Genomic DNA, 19,900 nt, shown 5'->3' on the forward strand with positions numbered 1-19,900 from the left:
TTGTTACCCACCATGACGCGGTCGTCCTAATCCAGACAGTCAATAAGTTCTCGGAGGTCGGAATTGAACCGGTTGAAAATGAATAAAAACAAGATCGAATCAACAGCGGCACTTTATCGAAAAATAAGTTGGCGCCTTCTGCCCTTCCTGCTGATCTGCTACATCTTTGCCTACCTGGATCGCGTCAACATTGGCTTCGCTAAACTGCAGATGCAAAGCGATCTGGGCTTCTCGGACGCGGTCTACGGCCTGGGAGCGGGCATTTTCTTCCTCGGTTATGCATTGTTCGAAATTCCCAGCAATTTGCTGCTCCCCAAAATCGGCGCGAGGAAGACATTCAGCCGCATTCTGATCCTTTGGGGGTTGACCTCCGCCTGCATGTTTTTCGTCAAAAGCGAAACGCAGTTTTACGTCTTGCGCTTCTTGCTAGGCGTGTTTGAAGCCGGTTTCGCGCCGGGCATGATCTTCTATCTCACCTATTGGTATGGACAAGATCGCATGGCACGCGTCATGGCCACGGTCATGCTCGCGGCGCCACTTGCCGGCATTTTTGGTGGTCCTCTGTCCGCATGGATCATGAGTTCATTTCACACCACAGCGTCCCTGTCTGGCTGGCAATGGATGTTCCTGATCGAAGGCGTGCCTTGCGTGCTGCTGGGCGTCATGGCGTTGTGGTTCCTGCCTGATCGTCCAGCAGATGCGAAGTGGCTGACGCGCGAAGAAAAACAACGGATTACGCAGTCGCTTGCGCCTGCGCAAGCCCACCATCATTCATTCCGGCAAGTGGCGAAAGATCCCCAGGTTTACCTGATGGCGGCGGCCTATTTCTGCCTCATTTGCGGCATCTACACCCTGGGGTTCTGGCTCCCCACGATCATTCGCGAAACCGGCGTCACCGACATGCTGCAGATCGGCTGGTATTGCGCGATACCCTACATTTTTACCGCTATCGCCATGCAGGTCTTCAGTCGTCGCTCTGACCGACTCAACGAGCGTCGCTGGCACACCGCAATCCCTGCATTGATCGCTGCTGTGTGTCTGGCCACCTCAACCCTTTTCAGCGGACAACTGATCATTTCCATGATCTGTCTGACCGTTGCCACTTCAACGGTCTGGGTTGCCTATACGATCTTCTGGACCCTCCCCTCCCAACACCTCAAGGGCGACTCGGCAGCCGGGGGGATCGCACTGATCAACACCATCGGCTTGATGGGCGGCTTCTTCAGCCCGACGATCATGGGCTACGCCAATACGGTAACCGGCAACACACAAGCAGGATTGCTCGTCATGGCTGCCCTGCTGTTGCTGGGTTCGATATTGCTGGCGGCCAACCACCTGCCTGTTCGCAAGCTGAACCCCATCCCGGCACATACAACGACAACGAAGGAACAGGTCTTATGAAAGGTCGAATCCTGATCGCTGGTTTCCAGCACGAAACCAATACGTTCGCGCCCTCCAAAGCCCACTACAGCAACTTCGAGCGCGGCGAAGGCTTTCCACAAATGGCACGTGGGGTGGACGTTCTGGCCATGCGGGACATTAACCTCCCCATTGGCGGTTTTATCCTTGAAGCAGAAAAACTGGCCTACGAACTCATACCCGTCATTTGGGCAGGCGCGAGTCCGTCGGCACATGTCACGGAGGATGCATTCGAACGCATCAGTGAAGAAATCCTGGTCGCGGCACGTCGCGAGCGGTTCGATGCCGTGTACCTGGACCTGCACGGTGCCATGGTTGCGGAACATGTCGACGATGGTGAAGGGACGTTATTGAAGCGGCTCAGAGACGCCGTCGGCCCGCACGTACCCATCATCGCGTCCCTTGACCTGCACGCCAACGTGACGGAGCTGATGTTTACCAACAGCGATGCGTTGGTGGCCTTCCGAACCTACCCTCATGTCGATATGGCTGCCACTGGCGCCAAAGCGGCTGGGCTCCTCTCCTGGCTGCTCGACAACAGGCGCGAATTGAAGCGGGTCTCGAAGCGGTTGCCTTTTCTGATTCCGATCAATTCGATGTGCACCCTGCTTGAACCTGCCCTCGGCTTGTATGAGCAGTTGGAGGTGCTGGAGAACGGTGAGGTCCTCTCTTTGTCGTTCGCGCCAGGTTTTCCAGCGGCGGACTTCCCGGAGTGCGGTCCTGTGGTGTGGGGATATGGGCGTGACGAGGCAGCGATTGAGCTCGCCGTTCAACAGCTGTATCAAAAAATAGTCGATGAGGAATCGCGTTGGAAAATCGAGTTTCTGTCGCCGGACGATGCGGTCATCGAGGCGATGCGTTTATCGGCATCTGCCGATCGCCCCGTGGTCATCGCAGACACCCAGGATAATCCCGGCGCAGGTGGGGATTCCAATACGATGGGCATGCTGCGCGCGTTACTGAAACAGGGTGCAACGCAAGCGGCGATAGGGCTGATCTTCGATCCGGCCGCTGCGCAAATGGCCCATCGTGCAGGTGTTGGCGCCTCTGTAGTCATGGAGCTGGGAGGGCAATCGATGACGCCCGGCGACGCACCATTGGCCGGACGCTTTGAAGTCATCTCCCTCTCCGACGGATGTTGCCAGTTCGACGGCCCGATGATGAACGGCATGCGGGTGGATGTAGGGCCTTCAGCATGCCTGAAAATCGAGGGTGTGTTGGTCGGTGTGAGTTCCGGAAAAACCCAGATGCTCGATAGAAACCTGTACCGGATGGTGGGCATTGAACCAGAAAGAATGAAAATCCTGGTCAACAAAAGCTCTGTCCACTTCCGCGCCGACTTTCAAGCGATGGCGCACGCCGTGCTCGTCGCGAAGGCTCCGGGACCGATGATTGCGGACCCGGCTGATTTACCCTGGAAAAACCTCGCGCCAGGCCTTCGTACCAGTCCCTTGGGTAAATCTTTCGACAAACAAGTTTGATTGGCTGACATCTTTGGCGCCTGCCGAACACCCTTCGTGGCGGCGTCGTTGCTCAAAAAGCAACGGAGCCGCCCGCAAGTTACTGTTGCAACAAGCCTTCTTGTTCCCCACCATGACGCGACTCTCTTAATCCCCCATTAGTTAACGCTTGATGCACGATGTAATTTCTGAGTATCACAAAAAAATAGCCATAAGTTAGTCAGGTATGCATGCCGCTGCACATATAGAACCAGGAAAGTTGCATGAGCCTACTCACTGAAAACCCAAGATTCGCCATCGTTCTAGCTATTTTTGGCGCCCTCGCACTAGTACTGGCCGCAAGAATTGTTCATCTGTCGATTTTTTCTCATGAATTCTTGAATAATGAAGGGCGTAAACGTTCAACACGAATGATTGAAACAGTAGCCGTGCGCGGCACTATTTTTGATCGTTTCAATAAGCCACTGGCGGTCTCCACCCCCGTCAGCACCTTGTGGGTGAATCCCAGGCAGTTTGCGCCGACTGATCAGCAGGTAAGCCTGATGAGTGAGCATCTTGCCGTGGAGGCTGCACGAATCAGACAATTGACATTGAACACTCAGGGCAAATCGTTCGCTTACTTAGTCAGAAGAATTGATCCGGCGATCGCAAACAAAGTAGTAAAACTATCTATTCCCGGCGTATATGAACGTCAGGAGTATAAGCGATTCTATCCGCAAATTTCGATGATGGCACAGACTCTGGGCTTCACCAACATCGACCAGAAAGGCATTGAAGGCATCGAGTTAATGTATGACCGCGAATTATCAGGGACGCCTGGTCTGCAAGAGCTTACTTTAAATCGGCTCAAACACATCACCCGTGAGATTGTCGTGCGCAAGCCTGTCATTCCTGGAGACGACTTACATTTAACAATTGATTCGGTCCTGCAACACCACGTTGAAAAAGCACTCTGGAAAGCGCTTAAAGATAATGCAGCCCAATCAGTAAGCGCCATTCTCATACATGCCAAGACCGGAGAGATACTGGCACTCTCCACCGTCCCTTCATTCAATCCAAATGCGCGTAAAGGTTTTCGCCCGGAGGTCATTCGAAATCGTGTATTTACCGATGTGTACGAACCGGGCTCAGTGATAAAGCCCTTGAGCATGGCCGCCGTCTTGACGGCAGGTATCGTCGACAAAAATGCCATGATCCAGATATCACCCGGCTTCCTCAGGATTAATGGCCATACGATTCGTGACGTGGGAAGGGACACTCAGTTGGATCTGGCAGGGATCCTTCGTCGCTCTTCAAATGTCGGAATGAGCAAGGTCGCGATATCAACTGGTGGTGCAGTCATTTCACAAATGCTGCTGGATGTGGGATTCGGGAGTGACACCTCGGTGCTCTTTCCAGGGGAAAGTGTCGGGTCCGTTCCAACCAGGAGAATATGGCCGGATATCGCCACAGCAAGCCTTTCATACGGATACAGCCTGTCGGTCAATCTGGCTCAGTTAGTTCAGGCCTATACCGTTTTTGCAAACGATGGGAACCTGGTTCCGTTATCGATCATCAAAGGTCAGCCTCAGACGCCGCGCAACGTCATGAGCGCGGAAGTCGCCAACAGCATTCTGGATATGCTGGTACACGCAGTGGATGGACCTGGCGCAGGCGGAAAGCGCGCAGCCATCGAGGGTTATGCAATCGCGGGCAAAAGCGGGACCTCACGCAAGGCCTCCAGCGGCGGCTATCAAAACAATGCATACCGGGCGATGTTCGTCGGTATCGCACCGGCCAATGCACCGGAGTTCATCATGGCTGTTCTAGTGGACGAGCCTACGGCCAAGGGTTACTTCGGTGGAGCGATTGCAGCACCGATTTTCAAGGAGGTACTCGAAGCCGTCCTTCGCATCAGAAATGTACCGAGTGATCAAAGCCACTACCTGCCGGCAATACAGGGTTGATGTGCAGGAAAACAGTGCGTATCCACCTTTCAGATAAATGCTTACCAAAGGATAGATAACATGAAGAAAAACATTTCGATGATCATTGCCGCGACGTCACTTGCCATCGGTACAGCGTTTGCTCAAGTACCTGCAAAAACTGAAGTGACCAACGACGCTCCCGTTGGAGCATTGAACGAATGCTACGACACCCTCGGTGATCAACCGCGGACCGCCTTGCAGTCTTGTCTTGAGCGCAAGACCAGTGAGGCCTCGGCACAAATGCATATCGCCTACAAAAAACTGGAAGCCGAGACAAAGGAAATCGATTCGAGTTCGACGCCCAAAGCACTCGCCTCGCTGCTCGCTTCTCAGCAGGCTTTCGAGGCGTTCAAGGCTGCGCAGTGCCAGTGGGCGGGAGACGCCGCGATGGGAGGCTCGGGCGCTGGAGATTTTGTAAGTGCTTGCAACGTCGATTTGATCCGTTGGAGAACAAAACAACTTTCCGTTGAATAGTCTGCCCCAGGCGACTGGCAACACCGACCTTCGTACGCCACAGGATCAGGGCAGGTTTTCAAGTAACTCCAGCGCCTGATCGAAATCGAAGCACTCGGCTTGCTGGACCACCCGATGCAACTGCTCGGTCATCCGCGAACCGGACGTCAGCGCCTGGAGCTTGTGCAAGGCTGTCAGCGCCTGGGTGTCACTCTCGGCCAGCAGATAACGGACGTGGGCCAATTGCGCATGCCATTCGCTGTCGAGTGGCACCGTGGTTTCTTCCGCCAACGGCGGTTCTGTGAGCACCGAGAGCCCTTCCAGCACGGGTGTCAGGCAGCGTTCGACCTCGGCCAGTCGATCCGACACGTCCTGTTCCACGCCTGCGCTCAGACACACCTGTTCCAGTTGGCCGGCGGCATTGGCCACGCCAACGGCACCGATGTTGCCCGCCGTGCCCCGCAAGGTATGCGCCAGCCTGACCGTTACCGAAGAATCGCCCTGCCCTCGGGCAGCCTGAAACTCGGCGCAAAAAGCCTGTTGGCCGGCGTGAAACTTGCGCAGCAGGCGCAGGTAGAGTTCGACCTTGCCCATGCACGTGCCGAGGCCCGCGTTCAAATCAATGCCAGGAAGACTGGCTGGCAGGCCCGCCGTCAACGGGGTGCCCGGTGAAACGTCGGCCGACGGCGCGCCACGGCCAGGTCCTGGGTGTATCCACTTGGCCAATGTGGCGAACATGTCCTCGACGTTCAACGGTTTGGAAATGTGATCGTTCATCCCGCAATCAAGCGCCCGCTCACGGTCCCCCGCCATCGCGTCGGCCGTCATCGCGATCACCGGCAAATTCGCCCAACGTGGCTGCTCGCGTATCTTGCGGGTCGCGGTATAGCCATCCATTACCGGCATCTGGCAGTCCATCAACACACCATCGAAGTCGTCATCACGCGCCAGCTGTTCGAGCGCCTCTGCGCCGTGAATGGCCAGACGCAGCTCGATCCCGGCACTCTCCAGCAGTTCACACGCCAGTTCACGGTTCAGCTCATTGTCCTCGACCAGCAGCAGGCGCGCGCCACGCAGGCTGGCCATGGCGCTGGCGCTCTGGCCGAGGCGCTCGCTGGCCCGGCTATCGGTCTGAGGACGGTTGCCCAGTACGCTGCCCAACGCCTCAAGTAACGTCGACGGCGTCACCGGTTTGGTCAGCACCACCGGCAATTGAATGCCGTGCCGGATGGCCTCTTCTCGGGCCTCCTCGCGACCGAACGCGGTGACCATGATCACCGACGGCGTTTGCGCCAGTTTGGCCGCGTGCATCTGCCGCACCGTCGCCACGCCGTCCATGCCTGGCATGCGCCAATCCATCAGCACCAGGTCATAGGGCAGCGCCTTGGCTTCGGCCTCCACCAGCAAATCCAGTGCGGCCCGACCACTGTGCGCAACGTCCACTTCCACGCCAAAACTGCGCGTCATGTCAGACAAAATCTCACGTGCGCTGGCGTTGTCGTCGACCACCAACACACGTTTACCCACCAGTTCGTCGGCGGTCATCATGCGCCGCAACGAGCCGTCGCGCTGCACGCCCAGGCTCACCTCGAAATGAAACGTGGAGCCTTGGCCCGGCTCGCTCTCCAGCCAAATGTTCCCGCCCATCAACTCCACCAGATGCCGGGAGATGGCCAGCCCCAACCCGGTGCCACCGTATTTACGGGTCGTGGAGCTATCGGCCTGACTGAACGGCTGGAACAGGCGCGAGCATTGCTCGGCGCTCATGCCTATTCCGCTGTCACGCACCCAGAAATGCAGTTGCACCTGCTCTCCTGCCGCGCCCCGCTGCTCTACCCCGAGTACGATCTCGCCCTGCTCGGTGAACTTCGTCGCGTTGTTGCCCAGGTTGACCAGCACCTGCCCCAGGCGTAACGGATCGCCGATCAACGCGGTCGGTAGTTCGGGCGCGATGTTGAAGAGCAGTTCCAGCCCTTTGTCCTCAGCTTTCAGGCCAATCATGTTGGCAAAACCGTCGAGCACGTTTTCAAGGTGGAAGGGAATGTGCTCGAGGTGCATTTTGCCGGCCTCGATTCTGGAGAAATCGAGAATGTCGTTGATGATCACCAACAGGTATTCCGCCGAGCGATGGACCTTTTCAATGTAATTGCGCTGGCGCGAGTCGAGCTCGGTGCGCAAGGCCAGGTGGCTCATGCCAATGATGGCATTCATCGGCGTACGGATCTCGTGGCTCATCGTCGCCAGAAAGTTGCTCTTGGCCCGGGTCGCCTCTTCTGCGGCCTCGCGTGCGCGCTGCACCTCGGCCTCGGCGATCTTGCGGTCGGTGATATCGAAGTACCAGTTGGCCCCCATGCCCCGCTCCCCCAGCGTCAGCGTGATGGCCGACACCAGTACGTCAAAGTGTTCGCCCCCGGCACGCTGCAGCCGGGCCTCGAAGTTCAGCACCGCGCCTTGCGACGCCGCCTCGAGAAAGCGCTGGTGTGCCTGCGGATCGACCCAGAACAGCGCAGGGTCCGCCCCCCCGAGTTCATCGAGGCGGGTCCCGAACAGACTGTCGAACTGCGGATTACAGTAAGTCGGACGGCCATCGACATCTCTGATCACCATGGCCACCGGGCTGTTGTCGAGTACGGCGCGCAACTGTGCCTCGCTGGCCTTCAGCGCCGCCTGCAACTGACGGCGCTCACTGACGTCGCGCACCGAAGCGCACACGCAGATTCCGCCTCCTTCCAGACTCGGTAAATGCGACAGACTGATTTCTGCCGAGAAGAAGCTGCCGTCCTTGCGCACGCCTTGCAGGTCGTCCAGGTTGGCCCCCATCTGGCGAGTGTCGCCGTGGGCGGTGAATCCCTGGCGCAGCGCCACGTGACGCCCGCGACTGGCCACCGGCACCAGGCGTTCGATGGCCTCGCCGATCAACTCACCGGCGTTGTAGCCGAACAGCTGATCCAGTTGACGGTTGGTTCGCAGGATATGCCCGTCGGCATCCACCACCAGCATGCCGTCCGGCGCCGCTTCGATAATTCCGCGATACCAGGCCTCGGTCGCGCGCAACGCCACTTGTTGGGATTCGAGCGCCTGCGCCTGTTCCTCCAGTTGCAACGCTTGTTCCGCCACTTCACTGGCCTGGCGACGGGTTTCTGCCAACAGGGTCTTGACCGCCTGATTACGCTCCAGAATCGCCATGTTCGCCGCCAGACGCGGGATGGCTTCCTGCAACAGCTGCATCTCGCGCTCGTCCAGCGGCACCAGTCCGGCCAGCTCGAGTACGCCCAGCAGCCGCTCGCCACGCATGATGGGTTGCAACAGCAAGCAACTGGCCGGGGTTTCGCCAAGCGGCGAGTGCAAACGCCAGTAATGTTCGGGCAGCGCCTGAAGCTGACGTGGCTGGCGATCCACCGCGCACTGACCCAACAGGCCATCGCCGAACAGGACTTCCTCCTCCGGCGGCCGTTCGGAATCGGTGGCATAGCGCCCCATCAGCAGCAGCTTGCCGGCCTCCTCGTGTGCGCTGTAAAGCACCCCTTGGCAGATGCCCTGCGGGCTGGCCATGTGTTGCAGGAATACCTGCGCCAGCTCGGCCGGCGTTTCTGCCTGCTGCAAATCGACCTGCAATTGAGCGGTATGCGCCTTGATCCAGCGCTGACGCTCCAGTTGTCGGGACTGCGTCTGCAGCGTGGCAATGGCCCGCGCCAGATCGCCCGTTTCGTTGTTCAGGTCGGTATGGGGAATCGGCTTATCGAGCTCCCCGGCAGCCAACTGATCCACCGCCACCCGCACCCGGTTGAGCGGATTGCGGATCGACTGGCTGACCAGCCAGGACAACAGCAGCGCCAGCGACAAGCCACCGAACAACAGCACGTAGGTCAGCTTGGTACTGCGCTCGGCATAATCGGCAATGTCCTTGGCCGTGTCGCGAATCGTGTCGCCCTTGATCTGCGCAACCGTGTTCAACAGTGCGTCGGCCTGCTGGTCAAGTTGCTGGAATTCATTGCTATTGAGCAGCAACAACGCCTGCGCCTGCCGGCCCTGATCGATCATGACAAAGGCCTGTTCTCTATCACGCTGCAACTGTTGCAGCAGCACGTCCAGCTCCGCCAGGCGCGCCAGGTTTTCCGGGCGTCTGAGGGTCACTTTGGCTTGGGCCAGTGCCTGTTGCAGACGATTCTGGGTGTCGCGCATGCGCTGCAGGGATTCGACACGGATCTGCGCGCTGTCGGTGCCCACCGCTCGCTGCAAGGCTTGCAGCATATGAGGCAGTTGCACCCGTGCCTCATACAAGTGCTCCATGCCGACCAATTCTTGAAGATAGAGGTTCTGCATGTCGTGCTTGAGCGACTGCTGGGTACGCAGGCTTTGCACACCGAGTACCAACACCAACAGCAGCAGCGCGGCGAACCCCAGGATCAGTTTGTGCAGCAGCGCAAGACGCTCAAGCAGGGTGCGCAATCCAGCCATGACCTAACCTCGTGAACCTGATGAAAATACTGGCAAAGCACAAGTGCAGTCGCGGATTCACGGGGTCTGGCCGATGCGTTCCAGCGCTGCTCGCTGGACGGCCATGTCCTGATCGGTATCGGCGAAACGCTCGGCAATGGCCTGGAACTGTTCAACGCAAACCAGGAAGGCATCGCAGATGTCCGGGTCGAAGTGCGTGCCTCGCCCCTGCCGGATAATCTCGACAGCCTGCGCGTGGGGCATCCCCGATTTATAGACACGACGGCTGATCAGCGCGTCATAGACGTCGGCCACCGCCATCATCCGGGCGCTGATCGGGATGTCGTCGCCAGCCAGCCCCTGCGGATAGCCGCTGCCATCCCATTTTTCCTGATGACTGTAGGCAATCTCCTTGGCCAGACTGAGGAAGTCGGCGCGAATACCCAGCGCATCCTCGGCATGCTGGATCGCGTCACGTCCCAGCGTGGTATGGGTCTTCATGATCTCGAACTCTTCCTCGGTGAAGCGTCCCGGCTTGAGGAGGATATGGTCGGGAATGCCGATTTTGCCGATGTCGTGCAGGGGCGCCGACTTGAACAGCAACAGGATGGTCTCGTCGCTGAGAAAGTGACTGAAACGCGGATGATCACGCAGATGGTCTGCCAGCACCTTGACGTAATGCTGGGTCCGCCGGATGTGGTTGCCCGTTTCGTTATCGCGCGTCTCCGCCAGTGACGCCATGGCCTGGATGGCCACATCCTGGATCGCAATCACCTCGCGCGTCCGGCGCTGCACTTCCTGCTCAAGGTAGTCGTTGTGATCGCGCAGAAAGTCGGCCGCTGCCTTGATCTTGAGCTGGGTATCCACCCGCGCCAAAACCAGCGCCGGCCGGATTGGTTTGGTGATGTAGTCGACGGCCCCCAGTTCCAGGCCATGGATCTCGTCCTCGGTCCCGGCCATGGCCGTCAGGAAAATGATCGGAATGTCGCGGATGCGCGGGTCGCGCTTGATCTGGTCCGCCACTTCGTGGCCGGACAGCCCGGGCATCATTACATCCAGCAGGATCAGGTCCGGGAGTGTGTCGCCCTGCAGAATTCGCAACGCTTTCTCACCGCTATGGGCGGCCTTGACCCGGTAGCGATCCTTGAGCAAATCTGTCATCAGCATCAGGTTATCGGGTGTGTCATCGACCACCAGGATGGTAGGCGGACTGTAGCGACGCTGTTCGACACTCATGGCGGGCGGCTCCCTTTGCCAGGCATTGACATCCCGAGGCGACATTTACGCCCCGGCGCAAGGAAGCTTAGCTGCAGTTCTGCGGGGCTGCCGTCCGGCGTCAAACGCCAAACTAACGCCGGGGCAGTCGTTACCGGATGAACGGAAACAGGATTTCCGTCAGCGGTCAGTATTTGATATCACGCGCCGTATCGCGGGTGTCCTGCTTGGTGTCGCGCTTGTCCTGACGGCAATCGTTGCGACTCTTTTCATCACCCTCCTTGCACGCTTCCTTGGTTTCCCGGGCAGCATCTCGCCCTTCCTGCTTGGTATCGCGCGACTCCTGTCGCTGGTCAGCCTGGTCCGTCGCATGGACCAGCGTCGGCACCCAGTAGCCGCCAACGGCAATGACCAGTGTGGTCAGGACAGACAAAGAATACTTGCGATTCATGATCCACCTCCTTCCTGAGTTTCCATCACTTCGCACCACTGTCATCACCGCACACGGTGGAGTGGCGCAGTTGTACAACGCACACAGAACGCCCCCCCGGAATGTGAACGTTAACGATAGGACGACATTGGCGGCCCTACAAGGATGTTGCGCCCTCGATCTAGAGCATTTTCTCCAGGCCAATCTTGTCGCTGAGCCAGGCCTTGAAGCTGCGCCAACGACCGCCCGGCTCCGTTCGCAACGTATGCAGGCGGCCGTCGTCTTCAGTGAGCCAGACGACTTCGCCGTTTTCCAGGCGAGCCTGGTAGCTCACGGCGGGCGCCATGCCTTCAAGTGCTAGCTCGCGCATGTAGCCGGCCAGCTCAGGGCTGTCGACCAGCACCCCGACTTCGGTATTCCACAACACCGAGCGTGGATCGAAATTGAAGGAGCCGATGAACACCTTCTGCTTGTCCAGAATCATGGCCTTGGTGTGCAGGCTGGAGTCCGAGCCACCGCTGAAGCCACGGGAAGAACCTCCGCTGGGGTCGTCCGGCTGGAGCCGCAGTTCATAGAGCTTCACGCCATGCTCGAGCAGGGTCTTGCGGTAAGGCGCGTAACCGCCATGCACCGCCGGCACGTCGGTGGCTTCCAGCGAGTTGGTCAGCAAGCGCACATCAACACCGGCATCGGCACGCCCGAGTAGGTAGCGCATGCCCGCCTTTTGCGGGACGAAATAGGCGGATATCAGGATCAGCTCTTTATGAACGGTATCGAGCTCAGGTCGCAGTTGTGTGGTCATCAGTAACGCACGGTCCGGTTCGTCGTCGGCCAGGACCTTGCTCGGTGCGTCCCACATCGCCTTGCTGTGCGCCCAGATCAGCTGCTTGCGCCAGGTCTCGAGCTGCGGCTGAGTCCGGTAGGTCATGAGGTGATCGTACAAAGCCCGGTTCTCGATGCGGGTGTTCTGCAGCGATTGCTCGAGGCGTTGCCGGCTCTTGAGCAAGTCTTCGGCGGTTGGCTTGTTGAGCACCAGGTCACTGATCGGCTGGCTCAGGGCGCTGTTCCAGTACTGATCGAAGCTGCGGCCCAACTGCGCGGCGACCGGGCCGACGCACAGCAGGTCCATGTCGGTGAAGTTGCGATCGGCCTTGGCATCGAAATATTCATCGCCCAGATTGCGTCCGCCGACGATGGCCGCGCTGTTGTCGGCTAGCCACAGTTTGTTGTGCATGCGCCGGTGCTGTTGGGACAGGTTCAGCAGACGGCCCATGGTTCGGGTGACCATCGTGCTGCGCCCCAGATGCAGGGGGTTGAAGACGCGGATATAGATGTTGGGGTGCGCGGCCAGGGTTGCGATGACTTCCTCCTGGCCGTCGCTGGCAGTGTCATCGAGCAAAATGCGCACCCGTACGCCGCGATCGGCGGCCAGCAATAATTCGCGCACCAGTGCCCGGGTGCTGAGACCGTTGTGCACGATGTAGTACTGCAGATCGACGCTTTTCTGCGCATTGCGAATCAGCTCGGCGCGCGCCCGGAACGCTTCGCTGCTGTTAGGCAGCAAGCGAAAACCCGAGCGCCCCTCGTGCGGGGCGGCCTGGGTCTGGAGGGAGCGCCCGAACGCCGATTCGCTGGCAGGAATTGCCTCGCTGAATTCGTGGGGCAAGCGCGTGGGAGTGCAGCCGACGACCAGCAGTGCGAGAAACAGTGCGGCGAAGAACCAGGGCATGGACAAAGGGCTCGTCCTCAACCTCGACGGGGGGAGTGCTGACCTTGGGAGCCAGTCAGAACTTGCCGGTTGCAGGCAATCTGCACACCTTGCTCCAGTAAAGCCCGGTTCAGGCAGCCTGTCGAAATTTACTGCCAGCGCATGCCGCATTGCGGCAAGGGTTGACCGCGCAGTCGCTGAAAACTCCCCTCGCAACCTGCAAACAGGCGACTGAAAGCGGCGGCACGCTAATTGCCCTGGCCCTTCTACCTACAACAATCAGGGATTTACTCATCATGTTGATCAGTGCAAAGAACCCTCCAACTGCACCGCTTTCAAGGCGCACCGACGACAAGCCAGTAAAAGACGCCACCACTTTAAGTGGTGAACCCGAAGCCCCCAAAATGCAGATGCAAACCGTAAAAGTGTCTGAGCGGACACTGGCGGTCATGGCCGAACAGCACCTCAAAGATGTGAGCGGCGCCAACAAGATCGCCGACAACGTTGATGAAGCGTTCGCGAAAACCCGCGTGGCACTGCAAGCGGCAAATCCCTCAAGCGTTGATAGCACTGCCGTGGCCGATCTCAAGGAGCACATGAGCAAATCGCCGGTGCAACGGTTGCGCCCTGACATTCTGGAAGAACTGGGACTCACGGACGATGAGCTGAAACGGGCATAAGGCAACAGCAAGGGTGCTGCACCGTCTAATCTGAGTAGAACAAGACTCTAAACTCGCCTCTTGCTCAGGGGACATGCGATGACCGAAAAAACAGCGCGCCACTGCTGGTCATGGGTCCTGCTCTCCCTGCTCGCCATCAGCCTGGCGCTGACAACAGGATGTTCAAGAAAAGTGCACAGGGATCCCTATGCGCTCTCAAGCTTTGGCTCAAATTGCTATGCAAAAGCACTACCCTCTTCCGGCGAGGGTGGGCTGGCCTGGGGCGACACCCTGAACATGGCGCGCAAGAAATCCATGGACAATTGCATACGCTATGCCGGCCGCTCCGGTGGCACGCCGAAGACCTGCCAGGTGGTGGTGGCGGAGTGCAAAAATCAATAGCGGCCCAAGACCTCAATTCTGCAACGTTTTGAGGATGGCGGAGCAGAGCTTAGTCCTGTCGCACAATGTCGACCGAGATCTCCACCGCTGTCATCGTTCCTCTGTTCTCGAGCCAATGCGTGGTGTTTCTGTCTTCGGGCCAGCCCACTCCCGGCCCATAGTCCGTGGCCACTCCATTGCGATGATCGGTGATCGTTCCTTGCAGGATGTAGACGGTGCCGGGTCGGTCTATATGGTTATGAATCGGCCCGAAAACGCCTCCAGGCTCGATGGTCACTTTGCGCATTCTGAGTTGGCGCCCTGCCATGCCCTCGATCTCAGGACCCAAATCAATCGTTGCCAGTAACTGCACCGCAACGCCTTTTGTCTCGGGTGCTGGCTGCTCGTTGTTCATCACGAATTCCTCTCTGTACTGACCGGGCCTGACTGGCAGTAAACACCCTTGAAGCGTGCCCGCACTCGGGGGGCGACGAAGGATCGATCAGCGGTTCAGGCGTGTCATGAAATGAAAAGAAGGTGTCGTCGAATGAATGGTCGGTCACACATGAATACGCGTAAAACACGTCATTGACCGTAGTGGCGCTACGCCTCTTTCGTACCTCCAAAAACATAATAATAATCCGAAGAAGGATCGCGTTTTATGCGTGTGAATTTGCCCGTAACCGAGCAAGAAAGAGTCTTCCCTGCCGAACAACGGTTGATCTCCATTACCGACCTTGATAGCCGAATCACTTACTGCAATGAAGCGTTTGTTGCCATCAGCGGTTTCACCAACGACGAATTGATCGGCCAGCCGCATAACCTGATTCGACACCCTGATATGCCACCCGGGGTGTTCATTCATATGTGGCACACCATCAAGCAAGGCAAACCCTGGATGGGGATTGTGAAAAACCGCGCGAAAAATGGTGATTTCTATTGGGTCAGTACCTACGTCACCCCCATCTACGAAAACGGGCGCATGAGTGGTTACGAGTCGGTTCGCTCGGTGCCCACCCGCGATCAGGTCCGTCGGTCCTCGGAACTCTATGCCAGGATGCGGGCCGGCAAGCCGATCGTTTCACTGAGCGCGAAGATTTTCCGGCCAATACAACACGGCTGGCCATTATTGATGGCTGGCGTGGTTTCTATGCTGGGTGACCAGTGGCTACCAAAATCGGCCGCCCAGGGTGTACTGGTGGCGAGCCTGATAGTTGCCTGGTACCTGATCGAGTCCCGACATCGCAAAGCCATCGAACGCACCTTGGCCGAGCACCCGAAAGCCTTTTCCGATCCATTGGTCGCGCTCACCTTTAGCGACAACCACGGCCCCCAGGGTCGACTGGACATGGCCATGCTGAGCGAGGAAGCACGTTTGCAAACAGCCTTGACCCGACTGGTCGATGCCGGGATCAATGTAAAAGCCAAAGCCGCCCAGTCCTCCGAACTCTCGGGTGCGCAAGCGCAGTCGCTGGATCGCCAGCGCAGTGAAACGGATCAGTCCGCCGCGGCCATTTCGCAGATGGCGGCAACGAACCAGGAAGTCACGCAAAACGTCATGAACACGGCGAATGCCGCGTCCGAAGCCGACCAGTTGACTCGGGAAGGCAGTGAACTGGCCGGGCAAAGCCTGAGCGCCATGCAGGCCATGAACGACGCCGTCAACGAAATCGGCCAGGCGGTCAATGCATTGGCGATCGAGACACAAGCCATCGGCAGTGTCGTGGATGTCATCACCTCCATCGCCGAACAGACCAACCTGCTGGCGCTCAATGCGGCGATCGAGGCGGCCCGGGCAGGTGAACAAGGGCGAGGCTTTGCCGTGGTGGCCGATGAGGTGCGCTCCCTGGCACAACGCACCCGCACCTCGACTGAACAGATTCACGGCATCATCGCGTCACTGAACATCGGCGCCGATCGCGCCGTATCAACTGCCAGCCGGGGTGAACAGATTTCCCGCGACAGCATGCAGCGTGTCGAAGCGGTGCAGTCGGCGCTGGTCGGCATCAGTGAAGCCGTCAGCCGAATCACCGGCATGAGCCAACAGATGGCGTCGGCCTCGGAAGAACAAAGCCACGTGACGGAAGACATCAATCAACAGATCACGCGGATCGCTCAACTGTGTGATCACAGCGCCGGACAGGCCAAACAAGGCGCTGCGATCAGCCAGGATCTGGAGGAAATGGCGGAGTATCTGCACGGATTGGCAGAGCGATTTAACCGATAAAGATTACGGTTTTATTCTCCAAAAACACAAAGAACCCGTGGGAGCGAGCCTGCTCGCGAAGGCGGTAGCCCATTCAACATTGATGTTGGCTGACACACCGCTTTCGCGAGCAGGCTCGCACAGGATTTCATTTGCCTGAGGTAGTGCGTCAGCAAGTCCACCCCCGCGACTAATCCACAATGAACAACTTCGCCCCGGTGGTGGTGAACGACCGATGTCCCTCAGCATTATTCCCCACCTGATAACTCATGCCCGACGTCAGTGTGAACTGACGACCATCTTCCAGTTCTGTATGCAACTGCCCCTCCAGGCACAACAGGATGTGCCCCCTCCAGCACCAGTGATCGGCCAGATAGCCCGGACTGTACTCGACCATCCGCACACGCGCTGAACCAAACTGGCAGGTCCGCCAATAGGCTGTGCCCGTCTGACCGGCATGTGCCACCGGCTCTATCGTTGACCAATCGGTGGTACCGAACGGGATTGCAGTGAGATCCATTGTTGCCTCAGCGAAATACCATAAATGCAGACCGTAACAATCTGGCAGTCGTGCCGATAGACACAGACGGTCCGCATTTATGGGATACAGGCGCTGCGAACCCGCAATGGCTGCCGAGCCCTTTCACCGTTGTTTCTGGCCGACGGTACTAGCGATGGTTGCGATAGCGTTCGGTCAAGGACTGCACGCGGGTGACGTAGGATTGCGTCTCGGCGTAGGGAGGCACCCCGTTGTACTCGACCACGGACGCTTCGCCAGCGTTGTAACCTGCCAACGCCAGCATCTGGTTGCCGTTGAAGCGCTTGAGCAGCCAGGCCAGGTAGCGCACGCCGCCACGAATGTTCTGTCGTGCGTCGAACGGATTGTTTACAGCGAAGCGCTCGGCGGTGGCGGGCATCAACTGCATCAGCCCCTGGGCGCCGGCCTCGGAAATGGCGTTGGGGCGAAACGCCGATTCGGCATGTATCACTGCGCGGACCAGTGCCCTGTCGACACCATAAAGACCCGAAGCGGCTTCGATCTCCCGCCGATAGGAATCAGTGTCCAGGCGCAGTGAGGCGACCTTGAAATCCTTCGGTGCCATGCACAGGTAGCAGCCCTTGATGACATAGAGCTCAAGGACATCGACCCGTGCGGAGGTCCCGACAGGGCGTCGGCTCACATATTGACGAATACCCTTGTGCATGAAGGTGAACACCCGAACCCGCACTGCGCCTGAATCGTCGTCCTGCGCAAGCTTTGGCAGGGCACTTGCCTTGGCGCTGACACCGGCGCCGGCCTTGTCATTCTGGCGAGTGCAGCGGGCGTTGGGGATGGCTTGGCTGGTGTAGCTGATGGCGCCGTCCTCGGCTTGGCACTTGAACATGGCGCTGGCGCACAGTGGAGCGGCCAGCAAGGCCAGCTCGATGCAGCCAAGAAGGCTCTTGCGAGCCCATCGCCATGCTCTGGAACTCATCACATCGCTCCGTGCCGATCAGGTGAGGGACACCTTTGGAGGCCTATTCTGGTGACCCGTCTTTGTTCTGATAGTTATACCCCTTGTAACCGGCCTTGGAGTTTTGCGTTGACGTACGGGCTGCCGGCGTTGCAAGGCGAGCGACCCGACACAAACGAATGCCTCCTTCTGGCCGTTTTCTGCCTGTTACAAGAGGCAGCAATCGGCCGATTCTGTTGAAAAAGTCGGTTCTTCCAGACTGCCCGCATATTGATCGCTAAAAGCGGCTTTATTGCGCGCAGCTACGCAAAATCCGAACCCGGAATCGTCTGCTCAAAGTAAAGACTTCAATCTCAAGCGCGTACTTTTCTGTCGTGGAAACCATGGCCGACTTTTTCAACAGAATCGGCCAGAAGCGGTCACTCAGAATGCTACAGCTGCCGCCCCGATATACGTGACCACGATCTACTGTATATTTCGGTTCAGATGGAAATGTTGCGAAAGGATTGAAGCGTGGTAGCAATACGGGAATGGTTATCTCGACTGCAAAATCATCAGGCGCCCGTCACGCAATGGGCGGCTCAGCGTCGTGACGAAGCTGCGCATCTGCTCGGCAAAGCAGAGGAGAGTGGAGACTGGATAGCGCTGACTACCCACTACAACGGCTTCATTCGCGAAGTCGCCGTCAGGGCGCTACGTGACCAACCCTCTCCCGAAGGATTAGCAGCATTGATCGAGCGGTTGAACGATTGGGTGCCACAAATTCGCGATCTGGCAAAGGAAAGCCTAAATCATTATCTATCGCCCTCCCATGTTCAGGCCTTGTTGTTCGCGCTCGAACCCCTCATGGCGCTAGCTTCGCGTCACCGTGCAGACCATGGCCCTACGCTGAGGGCAGTGCGCAACATCCTTCAGGCGGTCGAGGTTCACTCTGATGTCTACGCAAACTTCCTGGCACGACAAGGCAGCGCGGCACGCTACCTGTTTAAATTGTTGCTGGAAAAAGATATCGATAAACAGACGCTTCTGCGAGACGCGCTGGCCCATCGAGAATTAACTGTACGCGTGGCAGGCGTGGTTGCTTGCCAGGCGCTGCCGGATGCGCAAGCACTGCAATTGCTACAAGAAGCCCTTCCACGTCCAGGGGCGAAGGTACGAGTCTGCGTAATGCGTGCCCTGCTGCCGTTGCTGGAAAATCCACAGCCGTTGTTGTGCGCGGCCTTGCTGGATGACTCGCGGTCCATCCGCAGTCTGGCGCGCTGGGTAGCACCGAAGCACGATATTGATGCGCGGGCCATATTGGCAGGACGACTGACGGAAGCCTTCCCCAAAGCAAAGCGCGGTTGGCTGGGTATCCTCGGGTTGGCAGCAGAGCTTGATGTCGAACTCGAACAACGCTGGTTGATGGCAGCTGCACGATCCAATTATCCCACCGTGCGACAAGCCGCTATGGGTCAACTGAGCGAGGGACAATCGACTGAGCTGCTTGCGGCACTCGACGATCCATCGGACACCGTATTTCTTGCAGCTGTCGCCCAACTGAACAAACAATCGTGGGCTTCATTGCATACCGGGCTGGACGCCAAACTGGACAGGGATTGGCATGAGCTATCCGATAAGCGCCGTCATGCCCTCATGCGACTGCGTCCGAAATGGCAACAAGTAGCTTACCTGCTGGCACGGTTGACTACAGAGCCCACAGTACAAGTGTTTTGGGCAAACAAGGTCAACCTGTGGTGTGAAGAGCAATATCAAATTGTCGATCCGGTGACGTCCAGATCCGAGCGGGGGAAACTGATTGAGCAGCTCCGAGGCCTGGAATCGGAAGGACTTATCAGCAGCACCAATTTCGCACGAATCTCGAAATGATGGGCGTGTGTGGCATAGAGCATTGCGGCACATTCCGGCCAGAAACGGTCAGTGGTGGAACTGAACAACCGGCAGCACAACCCACATATAAAAAGAATATGCACGTCAGAAATCAGCGACTTGATTGGTATTTCTCACAATACTGCCCCGCTATTTTTTGTGCTTCCGCCAGTTGGGATTTGGATAGTTTTTTAGCTACATGACTTCGATAATCTGCGGCTTTTGACTGGCCATTGGCAGCA

At 58.0% G+C, this 19,900-nt stretch carries 14 protein-coding genes and 2 pseudogenes; 9 read left to right on the forward strand and 7 right to left on the reverse strand.

Annotation, left to right across the window (positions count from 1 at the left end; all coding sequences use genetic code 11):
- The first annotated feature begins 78 nt into the window (after positions 1–78).
- From ACWKV5_RS28025 to umoC, 4 genes are all read left to right on the forward strand, one after another.
- Positions 79–1,401, forward strand: a complete 1,323-nt coding sequence (locus ACWKV5_RS28025; RefSeq protein ID WP_483843909.1) for an MFS transporter — start codon at positions 79–81, stop codon at positions 1,399–1,401.
- Positions 1,398–2,900 (forward strand): M81 family metallopeptidase, encoded by a 1,503-nt coding sequence (locus ACWKV5_RS28030; protein WP_483843896.1) that lies wholly within the window; start codon positions 1,398–1,400, stop codon positions 2,898–2,900. Before ACWKV5_RS28025 ends, ACWKV5_RS28030 begins: the two co-directional genes overlap by 4 nt.
- A gap of 242 nt (positions 2,901–3,142) precedes the next feature.
- Complete coding sequence (locus tag ACWKV5_RS28035; protein WP_483843897.1) at positions 3,143–4,825, forward strand: peptidoglycan D,D-transpeptidase FtsI family protein; 1,683 nt, start codon at positions 3,143–3,145, stop codon at positions 4,823–4,825.
- A gap of 60 nt (positions 4,826–4,885) precedes the next feature.
- The gene (umoC, locus tag ACWKV5_RS28040; protein ID WP_483843898.1) at positions 4,886–5,320 is read left to right on the forward strand and encodes a UmoC family flagellar biogenesis regulator; all 435 of its coding nucleotides are present in this window, start codon (positions 4,886–4,888) and stop codon (positions 5,318–5,320) included.
- Between the two features lie 45 nt (positions 5,321–5,365).
- Here the strand turns inward: umoC and ACWKV5_RS28045 are convergent, their stop codons facing one another.
- The 4 genes from ACWKV5_RS28045 to ACWKV5_RS28060 all read right to left on the reverse strand — a co-directional run bounded on the left by ACWKV5_RS28045 (position 5,366) and on the right by ACWKV5_RS28060 (position 13,110).
- Positions 5,366–9,757 (reverse strand): response regulator, encoded by a 4,392-nt coding sequence (locus ACWKV5_RS28045; RefSeq protein WP_483843899.1) that lies wholly within the window; start codon positions 9,755–9,757, stop codon positions 5,366–5,368.
- 57 nt (positions 9,758–9,814) lie between these two features.
- Complete coding sequence (locus ACWKV5_RS28050) at positions 9,815–10,972, reverse strand: HD-GYP domain-containing protein (RefSeq protein ID WP_483843900.1); 1,158 nt, start codon at positions 10,970–10,972, stop codon at positions 9,815–9,817.
- Between the two features lie 166 nt (positions 10,973–11,138).
- Positions 11,139–11,402 (reverse strand): hypothetical protein, encoded by a 264-nt coding sequence (locus ACWKV5_RS28055; protein ID WP_483843901.1) that lies wholly within the window; start codon positions 11,400–11,402, stop codon positions 11,139–11,141.
- A gap of 160 nt (positions 11,403–11,562) precedes the next feature.
- Positions 11,563–13,110 (reverse strand): phospholipase D family protein, encoded by a 1,548-nt coding sequence (locus ACWKV5_RS28060; protein ID WP_483843910.1) that lies wholly within the window; start codon positions 13,108–13,110, stop codon positions 11,563–11,565.
- Between the two features lie 161 nt (positions 13,111–13,271).
- On the opposite strand from ACWKV5_RS28060, the gene ACWKV5_RS28065 reads away from it, so the two are divergent.
- Positions 13,272–13,769 (forward strand): hypothetical protein, encoded by a 498-nt coding sequence (locus ACWKV5_RS28065; RefSeq protein ID WP_483843902.1) that lies wholly within the window; start codon positions 13,272–13,274, stop codon positions 13,767–13,769.
- A 78-nt stretch (positions 13,770–13,847) separates the two neighbouring features.
- Entirely contained in the window at positions 13,848–14,150 is a 303-nt protein-coding gene (locus tag ACWKV5_RS28070; RefSeq protein WP_483843903.1) for a hypothetical protein, read from the forward strand.
- A gap of 49 nt (positions 14,151–14,199) precedes the next feature.
- Here ACWKV5_RS28070 and ACWKV5_RS28075 read toward each other — a convergent pair whose 3' ends face one another.
- Positions 14,200–14,544 (reverse strand): cupin domain-containing protein, encoded by a 345-nt coding sequence (locus tag ACWKV5_RS28075; protein ID WP_483843904.1) that lies wholly within the window; start codon positions 14,542–14,544, stop codon positions 14,200–14,202.
- A gap of 246 nt (positions 14,545–14,790) precedes the next feature.
- Here ACWKV5_RS28075 and ACWKV5_RS28080 point away from each other — a divergent pair.
- A pseudogene (locus ACWKV5_RS28080) lies at positions 14,791–15,072 on the forward strand (PAS domain-containing protein); the annotation flags it as partial.
- Between the two features lie 309 nt (positions 15,073–15,381).
- Positions 15,382–16,356: pseudogene (locus ACWKV5_RS28085) on the forward strand (methyl-accepting chemotaxis protein); the annotation flags it as partial.
- A 169-nt stretch (positions 16,357–16,525) separates the two neighbouring features.
- Here ACWKV5_RS28085 and ACWKV5_RS28090 read toward each other — a convergent pair.
- Complete coding sequence (locus ACWKV5_RS28090; RefSeq protein WP_483843905.1) at positions 16,526–16,855, reverse strand: DHCW motif cupin fold protein; 330 nt, start codon at positions 16,853–16,855, stop codon at positions 16,526–16,528.
- Positions 16,856–17,003: 148 nt separating this feature from the next.
- Positions 17,004–17,810: a lytic transglycosylase domain-containing protein gene (locus tag ACWKV5_RS28095; RefSeq protein WP_483843906.1), complete on the reverse strand. Its 807-nt coding sequence runs from the start codon at positions 17,808–17,810 to the stop codon at positions 17,004–17,006.
- Between the two features lie 492 nt (positions 17,811–18,302).
- Between ACWKV5_RS28095 and ACWKV5_RS28100 the strand changes: the two genes are divergently transcribed.
- A complete protein-coding gene (locus ACWKV5_RS28100) occupies positions 18,303–19,658 on the forward strand; it encodes a HEAT repeat domain-containing protein (protein ID WP_483843907.1) in 1,356 nt (451 codons plus the stop codon).
- Positions 19,659–19,900 lie beyond the last annotated feature (242 nt).

The organism is Pseudomonas oplopanacis, assembly GCF_057128725.1.